We start from the raw sequence: 13,792 nt of genomic DNA on the forward strand, positions 1-13,792 counted from the left end.
TTAGTGAACTGTTTTGTATTCCAGTTCGTAACCAAGATGGCGTTTAACTATTCATTATTCTACAATAAATGAATTCGCTTTTATTTTCTTTTTCAACGGATGACTTATTCAATATGAACAAAAAACATGCAGTTATACTGGTTAATTTAGGTACGCCTGAGCAGGATGATGTAAAAAGTGTTAAGGCTTTTCTAAAACAATTTTTATCAGATAAGCGTGTTGTGGATTTACCTAGAATACTTTGGCTTCCACTCTTAAATGGAATTATTCTTCCATTCAGATCTAAAAAAGCGACTAAAGCCTATAAAAAAATTTGGACGCCTGAAGGTTCGCCATTACGAATTTATACTGAGCGTCTAGTTGAAAAACTTGGAATCGAACTAGAAAAGCATGAGGTGATTAGTGAGTTTGCAATGACCTATGGTAAACCTAGTATTGCTGACACAATTAATAAATTAGAAAAGCAGGGCATTACAGACTTAACAATTATTCCGCTTTATCCTCAATTCTCTGTTTCAACAACGGCTCCTGTTTTTGACCAAATTTCTGATTTAGTGAAAAGGAAGAACAACTTTCCTGCAATTAACTTTAAAAGTAATTATTATGATCACCCTTTATTCATTGATGCTCTCTGTCAATCGATTAAAAATCAATGGAAAAAAACGGGACAATCGGAGAAACTTGTTTTTTCTTTTCATGGTATTCCTAAACGGTATGTAAAAAACGGTGACCCTTACCAGTCTCATTGTGAACGTACAACTGAATTAGTAGTTAAACAACTTGGTTTAACAGAGTCGCAGTACTTACTAGCTTATCAATCACGCTTTGGTAAAGAAGAGTGGTTGACGCCTTATGTTGATTTGGAGCTTGAAGCCTTAGCTAAATCTGGTTGTGCTTCAATTGATGTATTGTGTCCTGCATTTGCAACCGATTGCTTAGAAACACTTGAAGAAATGGCTTTAGAGAACAAAGAGTTATTTCTAGAGGCAGGTGGGAAATCATTTAATTATATCCCCTGCTTAAATGATGATGATAATCAGGTGGCATTGATGAAACAACTTACAATTGAGAAATAATGAAACTGATTATATTCGCTTTTTTGTTTTCTATTAAGTGCTTGTTCAAGCCGAACTGAAAAAGCACCTATTAGTAAATCAACTAATACAAAGTCAGTTGTTCAAAAGTCAGTTCAGCAAAATAAAGGCATTAACGAATTAATAATAGAAGATCCTACTGATAATCCGATGCAAGAGGATCAATTATTATTTTATTTATTAAGAAGCTCTTTTTCTAATTGGCAGGGAACACCTTACCGCTTAGGTGGAAACTCTAAGCGGGGAATTGATTGTTCTGCCTTTATTAAGAATGTATATGCTGAAAGCTTTAATATTCATCTGCCTCGTACAACCAAATATCAATCTGAGGCTGGTTACCTAGTTTATAGAGATGAATTAGAAATTGGTGATCTGGTTTTTTTAAAACAGGTTGGAATATTCGTCATGTAGGTATTTATATGGGGAATAATGAATTTATTCATGCCTCAACCAGTCAAGGTGTGATCACCTCATCGCTTGATAATAGTTATTGGACTTCAAAATATTGGCAAGCGAGGCGTATTTTATAGGATTAAATAGTGATTCTTATTAAGTCGAAGGAGTTTATCAAAATACTGACTCCTTCAACTTGTTGTTGTCTAAATTGTGTACCAATAACCTTTATTAATTAATAAAGTAAATAAATCTAGGGCAAGTGGATTGTCATTAATGACAGAGAGTAACTCACTGGCCACTTCATCTTGGTCACATAATAATTGTCCTAACTCGCTACATTCATGAAAATCATACTGCTCGCCATTAATAAAAATAAGCGAAGGGTTTTGTTCAAAATACATCGTTCGTAGTCCGCCTAAACGAATAAACTGAGCACCTTCGTTTAATGCATCTATTACATGTTCATTACTATGTGGCGACTCTGGTGGAGCTAGATCCAAGTCGTGTTTGGCTTCACTGAGCATTTTACCAAGCCAAGGAATTAACTGCTCTGGTGTTGCACAGTTTGCTAGCATTACTCGATGTAATTCTTCTAATTCTTGTGTTTCTATTTGTCCAGATTTCTCTCTTAATTGCATACTTCTGTCAGTATAACGCTCTGCATTTTCATTAGTATCTATCAAGTGGTCAGCGAAGCTACTGAGCAAATCATTTTGATCTGGCGCTCGAAAGCCAACACTGTAATTCATTGATGGTTCAATGGCATAACCTTCGTGGGGAAAACCAACAGGAATATATAAAATGTCTCCTGGTTCGAGTTCGACGTCAATGATGGCATCAAAGTGTTCACAATGCTTTAGTGCACCATGTGCGGCGAATTCTTTGAGGCTCTGCTTAGCACCGACTCGCCAATGGCGTTTTCCTAATCCTTGGATAATAAACACATCATAATTGTCAATATGAGGCCCAACACCACCTTTTGGAGTAGAATAACTAATCATCAAATCATCGATGCGCCAGTTTGGTATGAAACGAAAAGGACGTATTAGTTGTTGCGCATCTTCGTGCCAATTATCTACTGCTTGAATTAATAAGGTTGCTCCATCCGCATCTAATTTTTCAAAGCTTTCAAAGGGACCACATTCTGCTTGCCATTGATCTTTTTGATCACGATAAACAAGACGACTTTCTATTTCTTCTTCCATTGCTAAACCGGCAATTTCATCAGGTAAAATAGGATCACTAAAATCACTGAAGCCTTGTTTGATTACAGTGGGCTTTTTTTGCCAATAAGTATCAAGAAAGTCGTTTATGTCTAGATTAAGTTCGTACATAGGAAGCCTCTGGAGAATAGTGTAAAGGGCTGGGGTGCTTTAAAAGCCTAATAGTAGTAATGGTATCATATTCACTAGGATCTACTCCCGTTATCACATCAAAATGTAACAATCAGAAGGTTGGATAATCAATAAATAAACATTAAATAGACTATTTATGGTTTATTTTTAACCTTTTAATTTTTCCCTAAGAAAATATTCTTTTGTTTAAAAATAAAATTTGATTTAGACGTCTAGATGGCTTAGCATGCGCTGGTGTGATATATATCACTTCTCAATGATTAATGGATTAATCATTCAATTCAGGAAATCGAATGATTCAAATAAAAAATGTAAACAAGGTTTTTTATCAGGGAGAAAAAGTGATTAATGCACTTTCTGATATTAACTTAACGATAAATCAGGGCCGTATTTTTGGTGTCATTGGGTCATCTGGCGCAGGAAAAAGCACATTAATACGTTGTGTAAATCTATTAGAGCGACCAACAGAGGGCGCCGTAATAGTTGATGGTGTAGATTTAACGCAACTTTCAAAGCAACAGTTAGCACAAACTCGCCGTAAAATAGGCATGATTTTTCAGCACTTTAATTTATTATCTTCGCGCTCTGTTTTTAATAACGTTGCCTTGCCTTTAGAGCTTGCTGGTATGGCCAAAAGTGAAATTAAAAGCAAAGTTGAAGGGCTATTATCCTTAGTCGGTTTGGCGGAAAAACGAGATGTTTACCCTGCAAATTTAAGTGGTGGGCAAAAGCAACGTGTTGCTATTGCACGTGCTTTAGCATCCGATCCCAAAGTATTGTTGTGTGATGAAGCAACTAGCGCACTAGATCCTGCTACGACTGTTTCTATTTTAGAACTACTTCGAAAAATTAATAAAGAGTTAAATCTTACTATTTTGTTAATAACCCATGAAATGGCCGTGGTAAAAGGTATTTGTGAAGAAGTGGCTATTATTGGCGATGGTAAATTGGTGGAGTCTGGTTCAGTAGGGGACATCTTTGCACACCCTAAAACTGAACTTGCTCGAGAGTTTATTCGTTCAACATTGGATCTGACAATTCCTGCTGATTATCAGCAACGTTTACAAACAAGCCGAGTTGAAAATAGCTTTCCTTTAATACGTTTAGAGTTTACTGGTGCTTCCGTTGATACCCCTGTGATCAGCCATGTTGCTCGCGAGTTCAATATTGATATAAGTATTTTAAGCTCGAATATGGATTATGTGGGTGGTGTTAAATTTGGCTTAATGTTAGCTGAATTTTTCGGCCCAGAAGAAGCTTCTGAAAAAGCCATTCAGTATTTAAAAGAACAGAAAGTGGAATTAGAGGTGTTAGGTTATGTCAGTTAATACAGTATTTACATGGTGGACTGAAAATACACGTCTAATCGAGTTATTAGTTAGCTCTTTATGGGAAACATTACTCATGGTGTTTACCTCTGGTTTTATTGGTTTTGTGGTTGGCATTCCAATTGGGGTTTTATTACATCTGAGTAAAAAAAATGGATTATTAGAAAACAGCGCGGTTAATAAAATATTAGGTACTGTGGTTAATATTGGTCGTTCAATTCCATTTATTATTCTATTGGTTGCTTTGATCCCTATCACTCGTTTTATTGTTGGGTCTTCAATTGGCACCGCGTACGCGATAGTACCTTTAACCATTGGTGCAATTCCATTTATTGCTAGGTTAGTAGAAGGAGCATTATTAGAAGTACCAGCCGGTTTAGTTGAAGCCGCACAGGCAATGGGAGCTAAGCCCTTACAAATTATTAACAAAGTGTTATTACCTGAGGCGCTACCGGGCATTATCAATGCGGCAACTATTACATTAGTTACTTTAGTTGGGTATTCCGCAATGGCGGGTACAGTCGGTGGAGGTGGACTTGGTGATGTAGGTATTCGTTATGGTTACCAACGTTTTGATGCAACAGTGATGATTATTACCATCGTCATTTTAGTTGTATTAGTACAGCTTATTCAATCAGTTGGTGATTATCTTGTAAAACGTGTTGATCACCGATAAATCATTTTTAGCAAAATTAATTTCTCTTAACCAAAAATAAAAATAACAATCAAAGGAAAATGTATGAACTTAAATCTTAAAAAAATCTTGGGTGTAGGTCGCACTTGTTTCAACCGTTGCTTTAACAGGCTGTGGTGAAAAAGAAGTTGCTACTGTTGATAATAACAAAGTAACTATTGGGGTTATTGCGGGAGCTGAAGCTCAAGTCGCTGAAGTTGCAAGTAAAATAGCTAAAGAAAAGTATGGTTTAGAGGTTTCATTAGTGACCTTCTCTGATTATATTACCCCGAATGCTGCATTGGATGAAGGTTCAATTGATGCAAATGCATTCCAACATAAGCCTTACCTTGATCAACAAATTGCAGATCGTGGTTACAAATTTGCACTGGCGGGTAATACATTCGTTTATCCTATTGCTGGTTATTCCAGTAAAATTAAATCGTTAGATGAATTAAAAGAGGGCGATCAAATTGCTGTGCCAAGTGATCCAACTAACTTAGGTCGCTCATTAATTTTGCTAGAAGCGCAAGGTTTATTAACGCTAAAAGAAGGTGTTGGTCTAAAAGCGACAGTATTAGATATTGTTAGTAGCGATAAAAACTTAGAAATAGTGGAATTAGAAGTCGCACAATTACCACGTTCTTTAGATGATGTTAGCCTTGCGATTATCAACACGACTTACGCAAGTTCTATCAATCTTTCTCCAGAAAAAGATGGCTTATTTGTTGAAGATAAACAATCGCCATATGTTAACTTAATTGTTGCACGTGAAGACAATGTAAATGCTGAAAATGTACAAAACTTTGTGAAGGCTTATCAGTCTGATGAAGTTTTCCAAGTCGCAATGAAAATATTTAACGGTGGGGTTGTTAAAGGTTGGTAATTTATCCCTTTATCATTCATTTAAAATTTAATGGGTATTAAGCTCGCTTAATGCCCATTTTTACATTTTCTAAAATACTGAATAAAACCCAGCCCAGTAATTCCTCTGTATAACACCTTCATTAAATTCACATATGAAAACAGCTTATTTTAATTAATAGGTCGAAGTCGTTTTAGTGCGCTATGAATGATTTAAATTAGTTAGTAGAAGGTCACAAGTCGCTTTTAGTGCGCTGAGCTCATCAACACTCATTTTCGATTTGCATAACATTGCAGTTGGTACCTCCTCTGCTTGTTGGCGCAAAGCCAGCCCCTCATTGGTTAAAGAAATAACTCTGATACGTTCATCTTTTTCACTACGCGCTCTTTTGATTAAACCTTTTATCTCTAGACGCTTAAGTAAAGGCGTTAAAGTGCCTGAATCAAGGTGCACTTTATGGCCCAATTCTTTGACGTTTAAGCTAGATTCCTGCCATAACACCATCATCACAATATATTGCAGATAAGTGAGATCAAGTTGTTTGAGCAGAGGTCTGTATGCGCGACTCATTGCATTATTTGCACTGTATAAAGAAAAGCACAGTTGTTTATCTAATATAAGATTAGATGATTCTTTGTTTATCGACATAATTTAACTCTTTAAAATATATTGTGCACAATATACTTGCATATCATGCTTATTTCAATTAAAGTTAATTAAACTAAGTTGTGTGCAATTTAATTGCTTGCAATTAATGAAAATATACTTTTAAGCTTAATTAACTTTTATGAAGGAAAAAATATGACAACTTTATATTCAACATCAGCAACTGCAAAAGCAGGCCGTAATGGACAGGTATCTACAGATGATAAAAAACTAGATCTTGCCCTAAGCTACCCAAAAGAAATGGGTGGAACGGGTGAAGCAACCAATCCAGAGCAGTTATTTGCGGCAGGCTATGCGGCTTGTTTCTCTAATGCATTATTACATGTCGCTCGGGAAACAAAAGTTGCGATTAAGGATGCGCCGACAACAGCAATAGTAGGAATTGGTCCAAATGAAAATAATGGTTTTGCTTTAACTGTGTCACTTTCTATTGAGCTTGATTTAGAGCAATCTGAAGCGGTTAAACTAGTTGAAACTGCTCATCAAGTTTGCCCGTATTCAAATGCGGTACGCGGTAATATAGATGTAAAACTAAGTGTTAATGGTGAAGCGCTCTAAGTGCTCTTGAATTATTAAGTAACTTCAATTCTGGATAAACTAAAGAATACAGTACTATTATTTGAAAATATTTACTTATAAGGTTGAATTGCTAGCATTAGGTGTAAAATTATCGCTGATGCTAGCTAAGATAAATTATCTAATCGCTCATTTTTACGGGTTAAAAAAAATGCGACTCCAGAGTCGCATTTTATATCTAGCGTAGTAAGTTAGACCTGTTTACGGAAAAACTTAATCATCTCATCACGTGCTTTATCATGCTCAAGATGAAAAATATCATTTGGGAAAAGCAGTTCAATCACACCACTGTCAAACATGCGTTTAACTTCATATTCATTATGAGCGACATCATGCTGAAACATATAATTCAACCAAGTTTTATTGGTATGAATAATAAATTCAACACGCATTCCTCCTAAACGAGCAAAAAATTTCATCATAGATGTTTTATCGCTAGACCCAGTTGCAGTGCCACCATATTGCGAATCATCAATTAAGGTATCAGAAATATCTTCAAGAACCATCAAAGAGTTTGCTTTAGAAGCGCTATGAGTGAGATGTTGCTGAAATGTTTTTATATCAGAAAATGAATCGAGCACTCCCATCAAACCCAACTCATCATCTACTGCAATACCTGGGTTTTTCTCATTTTTTCTTAATAATTTAAGTACTTTAGCGGCCTGTGGCTTTTTGCGTATGGAAACATAAATTGGAATTTTTTTCTTACCAACAGTAAAGCTACGACGTTTGATTAATGTTAGTTTTTCCCCTGGAGCGGGTTCAATGGATTTTATTTTATGAGGCGGAACAACATTCACTTCATTACAATAATAATCATCAAGGTTATGTTTTGAGTGCAAGAAAACAGGCGCATATTCACCGATGGTTAAATTAGGGCTCCATACATAACCATTTAGAAAGCTTAAAAACTCTGAAAATTTATTTTTTATTTCTGTTTCTCGTTCACGTTGGTCAATACTGCCTGCCAAGGTCATCAAAATAATTTTACGACGTGCTTCAAAACGCGCTTTTTGATGATATTTACCGTTAAACATAATAATTAACAGTTCAACTGGATTATTAATCACTTCTATTTCATTGGTTGATTCTATATAAGAAGCGAAAGGCGCGAGTATTTTTCCTTTAATTGAATGAATAACTTCATCCGCGGTGCGAGCATACTCATCAACTCTATCTTTTATTTCATTAAGGTTACCTTCTAAGCCAAACATATTACCTAATAAATGAAATGCTCGCTCACTACGCTGTTGGCGTAATGCTGAGTTCACCATGAGTTCATCGATTTCTTCGATGTTATTAACAGCTAAAAACTCAAATAATTGTCCTCGGAGTGCACGATATTTTGTGCGATTATTAGGGTCTTGCTGTAAGCATTTAACCCATTGGCGGGTTTGGGCAGAAAAGTGCCCGTTATGTTTGATTTCTTTAGTAACCGTGAAAGGCCCATTTTGTAAAAGAGACGTAAAAACACTATTTGAAGAAAGAACGGACATAGATACACCTGAAAATTAACGATAATGCCATACTTGATCATATTGAGCAGAATAACGATAAAGCTATATAGCATCTAAAATTATGATGGCGTATTTTTAAACTGAGTTTGAATTTATGACTTATTATTGTAACAGATTTTAGTGCTAAATCGGCATACAAGTTTACAGTTATATTAGTATTTATTTGCTTTTTATATCTAAAATCAATTCGCAATATTGATTGTTGTTAAATATTTCACTTCTTCCATAACCACATAGGTTCTTGAATCTTTAATATCAGGTAAAGCTAGTAAGGTTTGGTTAAGCACTTTGCGATAAGCTGACATGTCTGCGACACGAGTTTTAAGCAAATAATCGAAATCTCCAGATACTAAATGGCATTCTAGAATTTCATCAATCTGTTTAGTCGCTTCATTAAATCGTTCAAAAACGTCAGCAGTGGTTCGCTTTAAGCGAATTTCAATATAAACTAGCAAATTTGCATCTAAGTATTGTGGATCAAGTAAGGCTGTATAGGATTTAATAACAGCACTTTTTTCCAGCCTTTTGACTCTTTCCATACAAGGAGTCGGACTTAAACCGACTTTTTTGGCTAATTCAACATTAGAAATTCTGCCGTTTTTTTGTAGCTCTCGTAAAATATTACGATCTATTCTATCTAGCTTTATCAACTTAACCACCTTTTTGATTTAGTATAAATCTCTTTTATTTGTTTAAAATAAAGAATAATACACTTTTATTTAAATTTAAAACAGAAATTTAATGACAAAAAAACTATTGCAAAGCCCTTATACTATATCTATTCAAATATCATTGAATAACTACTTACAATCAACTTAAAAATAGTCAGTTAAAGGGAAATTATTATGCTTATCGGTGTACCTAAAGAAATTAAAAACCATGAATATCGTGTAGGCATGACTCCTGCTAGTGTTCGTGAACTTGTACAAAACGGCCATCAGGTTGTTGTTGAAACAAACGCAGGATTGGGGATTGGTTTTGATGATGCAAGTTATGTCGCGACTGGAGCATCAATCGAAAACACGCCAGAAAGTATTTTTGAAATTGCAGAGATGATTGTTAAAGTAAAAGAGCCTCAAGCGAGTGAACGTGCAATGCTTCGTGAAGGGCAAATTTTATTCACTTATTTACATCTAGCCCCAGATTTACCACAAACTCAGGAGTTAATTGATTCAAAAGCGATTTGTATTGCCTATGAAACAGTAACTGATAAAAAAGGTGGCTTACCATTACTTGCACCTATGTCAGAAGTTGCAGGGCGCATGGCGATTCAAGCTGGAGCTCAAGCCTTAGAGAAATCTAACAAAGGTAGAGGCATGTTATTAGGTGGCGTACCGGGTGTTGCACCAGCCAAAGTGGTTGTTGTTGGTGGTGGAATGGTAGGTAATAACGCGACTCAAATGGCGGTTGGTCTTGGTGCCGATGTAACTATTTTAGATCGTAATATCGATACCCTACGTAATCTGAATATCCAATTTGCAAATACAGCTAAAGTTATCTATTCAACAGTAGATGTTTTAGAGCAAGAGGTGTTAGTCTGCTGACTTAGTGATTGGTGGGGTACTTATCCCAGGTCGTCTTGCGCCTAAATTGATCACTAAAGAGCATATAAAAAACATGAAACCGGGTTCGGCGATTGTTGATGTAGCGATCGACCAAGGTGGCTGTATTGAAACTTCACATGCAACTACGCATCAAGATCCTACTTTCATTGTTGATGATGTTGTTCACTATTGTGTGGCAAATATGCCTGGTGCTGTTCCATTAACGTCAACATTTGCACTTAATAACGCAACCTTACCTTATATCATTAAGTTAGCAAATTTAGGTTATAAAGATGCACTTAAAGCTGATGAGGGTTTATTAGCAGGACTTAACGTGATTAACGGTCAGTTGACTTGTGAAAGTGTTGCCGTGGCTCATAATATGTCATATGTTGCGCCGGAAGTGGCACTGGCTATATAGTTTTAAATGGCAATAAAGAAAAGCCAATATGGTGTATCTCAAGACACTATATTGGCTTTTAATCTTTTATAGGTTAAATTTTTTAGCGTCAAAGTGTTTAAAAAAAGTTGTGGAAAATTCCATGTAACCACAACAAAATTAAACAACTCTTACTTTTTAAATATTGTTTTTAGCGCGACCTTTTTAAGCTGTGGTATTGATAATTGAATCACCGTCATCCATACCAAACTTTTCCATCACTTGTGCATAAATATCTTGTCTTGCTTGATCTGATAATTCATTAGTATCGCTGGCAGTGATTTGTTCTTCAATTAGATCACTTAAATAACTTACCATCGAGCTAATTTCTTCAGAGTCTTGTGGTGGTGGCGGAGGAGGTGGCATCCCTCCTTGAGCACTTGCACCTTCTGGGTTGGCTAAATCGCCAATTGTTTTTGTATCAAAACCCATATCAGACATGGCGGTTTCAAGCGCACCACTCGGATTAATACCGGCCTCAGAGAAGGTTTCAATAATACTTAGCGCATCTTCTTCTGTTAAGTTCTCTGCATCAAATTCTGCTAAAGTATCAGAGATTAAGGTTTGCTGTTCAGTGCTTAATGTTTGTTCTTGACTAGAGCGTGGCGGTGGCATTGACATACCAGAATTGATTGAACTAATCATGTAAACTCCTGCTTTGCTTATTCGTTATATTATTAATACTAATAGTATTAATTCACTGATCTATTTTACTGGTTATAATTGCTAACTACTTTGTTGAACATTACTAAAGTGAAACACTATTTATATCAATTTTCACTTCAAATTAAACAATTCTTCCTGTGTAAATTTAAATCTCATGGTTAATACAATTGGTATAAGTTCTGGTAACGTATAGTGCTTTTGAGTATAAAGTTCATAAAATTGACTTTATCGTCACCAACAAGTGATTTTTTAAAAACAATATGAGTATAGCAATGGATTTTCTAGGAAATGTGCAAGAAATAAGGAAGTTTGCTAAAAATGCAGGAAATAAGAAAATAAATAAAAATTAGGCAACCAAATGGTTGCCTAATAGGATTGAATTGCTTTAAGCCATTTTCTCAACTAATTCGATAGCTTGACCAATATAAGAGGCCGGAGTCATTGCTTTAAGCTCTACTTTAACTGCTTCTGGTAACTCGAGTGTGTCAATGAATTCACTCATTCCTGGGCCATCTACACGTTTACCACGTGTTAATTCTTTTAATTTTTCATATGGCTTTTCGATAGCATAGCGACGCATTACTGTTTGGATTGGCTCCGCTAATACTTCCCAGTTTGAATCAAGATCTTTAAGCATGTTTTCTTGGTTTGCTTCAAGTTTGCTAATACCTTTCAAGCTTGCTTCATATGCGATAACTGAATAACCGATGGCAACACCTAAGTTACGTAAAACAGTTGAGTCAGTTAAATCACGTTGCCAGCGAGAAACAGGTAGTTTAGTCTGCTAAATGATCAAAGATTGCATTTGCTAGCCCTAAGTTACCCTCTGAGTTTTCAAAATCAATAGGATTAACTTTATGTGGCATAGTTGATGAACCAATTTCGCCTGCAATAGTTTTTTGTTTGAAGTGACCAAGGCAAATGTAACCCCAAATATCACGGTCAAAATCTAACAGAATAGTATTGAAACGAGCAATCGCATCAAATAATTCAGCGATGTAATCATGCGGTTCAATTTGTGTTGTGTATGGGTTAAAAGTAACACCAAGACTAGTAACAAACTGTTCAGCAAATGCTTGCCAATCTAATTCTGGGTAAGCACTTAGGTGAGCGTTGTAGTTACCCACTGCACCATTAGTTTTTCCTAGTACTTCTGTTGCTTCAATTTGTTTAACTTGACGTTGTAATCGTGCAACAACGTTTGCCATTTCTTTACCAAGTGTTGTTGGAGAAGCTGGCTGACCATGTGTACGAGACATCATTGGCATAGATTTATATTCAATCGCTTTTTCTTTGATAGCGACAACAATACGATTGCAATAAGGTAGGATAACTTCTGTTTTTGCCGTACCTAACATCAGTGCATGTGAAAGGTTGTTAATGTCTTCAGAAGTACAGGCAAAATGAATAAATTCAGAAACAGCATCTAGTTCAGCAACATCTGCTACTTTCTCTTTTAGGAAATATTCAACTGCTTTAACATCATGGTTTGTAGTCGCTTCAATATCTTTAACACGTTGCGCATCGGCTTCTGAAAATTCAGAAATAATAGCATCAAGGTGAGCATTAGGCTGCATCAGAAAAAGCGGGAACTTCAGCGATACCATCTGTTTGTGCTAGTTTTTGTAACCAACGAACTTCAACTTGTACGCGGAATTTGATCAAACCAAATTCACTAAAAATATCGCGTAAAATTGCAGTTTTGCTACCGTAACGGCCATCAACCGGTGATACGGCTGTTAGTCCTGAAAGTTCCATTTGTTGCTCCTAAAGTGTGTAGGTTGTTTAAATAGTTTAGCGGTTATCTATAAAATAGTTTTCGTTTATCTATAAATAATTTTTTCATTTATCTATAAATTAGTTGTTCATTTATCTATAAAAAGACAAAATTTGTATCAGCTATCAGCTATCAGCTATCAGCTATCAGCTATCAGCTATCAGCTATCAGCTATCAGCTATCAGCTATCAGCTATCAGCTATCAGCTATCAGCTATCAGCTATCAGCTATCAGCTATCAGCTATCAGCTATCAGCTATCAGCTTTATATACGTTGTAAATTTTGTTTTGCTTGTTGGATCATTGCTTTTCTAGACAGTATTAATTGTCGACGTTTTCCACCGATTTGTCGCCATAGAACAGTTCGCTCGAACACCCGCTAGCAATAGTGCTCGAATCTTGTGCTGTGTGATCACTTGTTGTAAACAAGAAGGTTTACCATTTACCTGAATTTTCGGGCCTAGATTACTGATAATATCTTTGTAGATAGCATCTAAGTTTGCTAAAACACTATCATCACTAATTTCAAAATGATTTAACTGACGGCTTACTTGATTGATTCGTTCACCTAATAGGTTCATTGCAGAGTCATTTCGGGTAAGTTTTTCTCTAAAGCAATCATACCTACAGCGTATTTAGTGACTTGTAAATTACGTTGTTTATTTGGATTATCAAGTTGCTCAATCATGCATTTAAAACCAACTTCTAAAGATGCATAACCACCAAAGGTATCTATTGGACTGTCGCTGTCTATTGCCATGATAGATTTTAAAGAAGCCTCAAAGGCATCGATATTAGGACATAAACCAGTTGTTGCTACTTTATCAACCAGATAAGTCGCTTGTGTAATAGTCGCAAAAGCGATAACTCGTGATGGAAGATCATGATAAGACATAA

Annotated in this window: 10 protein-coding genes and 5 pseudogenes; 7 read left to right on the top strand and 8 right to left on the bottom strand. The window is 35.8% G+C overall.

What is annotated here, in order from left to right; all coding sequences use genetic code 11:
* Nucleotides 1-113: 113 nt before the first annotated feature.
* Both hemH and ACLKMH_RS07475 read left to right on the top strand, forming a co-directional pair.
* A complete protein-coding gene (hemH, locus tag ACLKMH_RS07470; RefSeq protein ID WP_413701463.1) occupies nucleotides 114-1,076 on the top strand; it encodes a ferrochelatase in 963 nt (320 codons plus the stop codon).
* 168 nt (nucleotides 1,077-1,244) lie between these two features.
* Nucleotides 1,245-1,624: pseudogene (locus ACLKMH_RS07475) on the top strand (NlpC/P60 family protein).
* A 69-nt stretch (nucleotides 1,625-1,693) separates the two neighbouring features.
* Here the strand turns inward: ACLKMH_RS07475 and ACLKMH_RS07480 are convergent.
* The gene (locus ACLKMH_RS07480) at nucleotides 1,694-2,824 is read right to left on the bottom strand and encodes a JmjC domain-containing protein (protein ID WP_413701464.1); all 1,131 of its coding nucleotides are present in this window, start codon (nucleotides 2,822-2,824) and stop codon (nucleotides 1,694-1,696) included.
* A 314-nt stretch (nucleotides 2,825-3,138) separates the two neighbouring features.
* On the opposite strand from ACLKMH_RS07480, the gene metN reads away from it, so the two are divergent.
* The 3 genes and pseudogenes from metN to metQ all read left to right on the top strand — a co-directional run.
* The gene (gene metN / locus ACLKMH_RS07485) at nucleotides 3,139-4,173 is read left to right on the top strand and encodes a methionine ABC transporter ATP-binding protein MetN (RefSeq protein ID WP_413701465.1); all 1,035 of its coding nucleotides are present in this window, start codon (nucleotides 3,139-3,141) and stop codon (nucleotides 4,171-4,173) included.
* A complete protein-coding gene (locus ACLKMH_RS07490) occupies nucleotides 4,163-4,849 on the top strand; it encodes a methionine ABC transporter permease (protein ID WP_413701466.1) in 687 nt (228 codons plus the stop codon). The genes metN and ACLKMH_RS07490 overlap by 11 nt, the downstream gene beginning before the upstream one ends.
* Before the next feature lie 160 nt (nucleotides 4,850-5,009).
* Nucleotides 5,010-5,732: pseudogene (metQ, locus tag ACLKMH_RS07495) on the top strand (methionine ABC transporter substrate-binding lipoprotein MetQ); the annotation flags it as partial.
* A 180-nt stretch (nucleotides 5,733-5,912) separates the two neighbouring features.
* Here metQ and ACLKMH_RS07500 read toward each other — a convergent pair.
* Nucleotides 5,913-6,359, bottom strand: a complete 447-nt coding sequence (locus tag ACLKMH_RS07500) for a MarR family winged helix-turn-helix transcriptional regulator (protein WP_413701467.1) — start codon at nucleotides 6,357-6,359, stop codon at nucleotides 5,913-5,915.
* 153 nt (nucleotides 6,360-6,512) lie between these two features.
* Between ACLKMH_RS07500 and ACLKMH_RS07505 the strand changes: the two genes are divergently transcribed.
* Entirely contained in the window at nucleotides 6,513-6,935 is a 423-nt protein-coding gene (locus ACLKMH_RS07505; RefSeq protein WP_413701468.1) for an organic hydroperoxide resistance protein, read from the top strand.
* 209 nt (nucleotides 6,936-7,144) lie between these two features.
* Here ACLKMH_RS07505 and ACLKMH_RS07510 read toward each other — a convergent pair whose 3' ends face one another.
* Nucleotides 7,145-8,449 carry a hypothetical protein gene (locus ACLKMH_RS07510; RefSeq protein WP_413701469.1) on the bottom strand — a complete coding sequence of 435 codons (1,305 nt, stop codon included), beginning with the start codon at nucleotides 8,447-8,449 and terminating at the stop codon, nucleotides 7,145-7,147.
* Nucleotides 8,450-8,652: 203 nt separating this feature from the next.
* Nucleotides 8,653-9,138, bottom strand: a complete 486-nt coding sequence (gene lrp, locus ACLKMH_RS07515) for a leucine-responsive transcriptional regulator Lrp (RefSeq protein WP_413702282.1) — start codon at nucleotides 9,136-9,138, stop codon at nucleotides 8,653-8,655.
* 177 nt (nucleotides 9,139-9,315) lie between these two features.
* On the opposite strand from lrp, the pseudogene ald reads away from it, so the two are divergent.
* Nucleotides 9,316-10,435, top strand: a pseudogene (ald, locus tag ACLKMH_RS07520) (alanine dehydrogenase).
* 183 nt (nucleotides 10,436-10,618) lie between these two features.
* Here the strand turns inward: ald and ACLKMH_RS07525 are convergent.
* The 4 genes and pseudogenes from ACLKMH_RS07525 to hflD form a co-directional block, all read right to left on the bottom strand.
* Complete coding sequence (locus tag ACLKMH_RS07525; RefSeq protein WP_413701470.1) at nucleotides 10,619-11,098, bottom strand: hypothetical protein; 480 nt, start codon at nucleotides 11,096-11,098, stop codon at nucleotides 10,619-10,621.
* Between the two features lie 406 nt (nucleotides 11,099-11,504).
* Nucleotides 11,505-12,877, bottom strand: a pseudogene (gene purB, locus ACLKMH_RS07530) (adenylosuccinate lyase).
* Nucleotides 12,878-13,160: 283 nt separating this feature from the next.
* Nucleotides 13,161-13,241, bottom strand: coding sequence for a hypothetical protein (locus ACLKMH_RS07535; RefSeq protein ID WP_413702283.1), 81 nt, complete (start codon nucleotides 13,239-13,241; stop codon nucleotides 13,161-13,163).
* Nucleotides 13,207-13,790, bottom strand: a pseudogene (gene hflD, locus ACLKMH_RS07540) (high frequency lysogenization protein HflD). Before hflD ends, ACLKMH_RS07535 begins: the two are co-directional and overlap by 35 nt.
* Between the last annotated feature and the right edge of the window lie 2 nt (nucleotides 13,791-13,792).

It is taken from the genome of Psychromonas sp. KJ10-10, from assembly GCF_047323245.1.
In the GTDB taxonomy this organism is placed as follows: domain Bacteria; phylum Pseudomonadota; class Gammaproteobacteria; order Enterobacterales; family Psychromonadaceae; genus Psychromonas.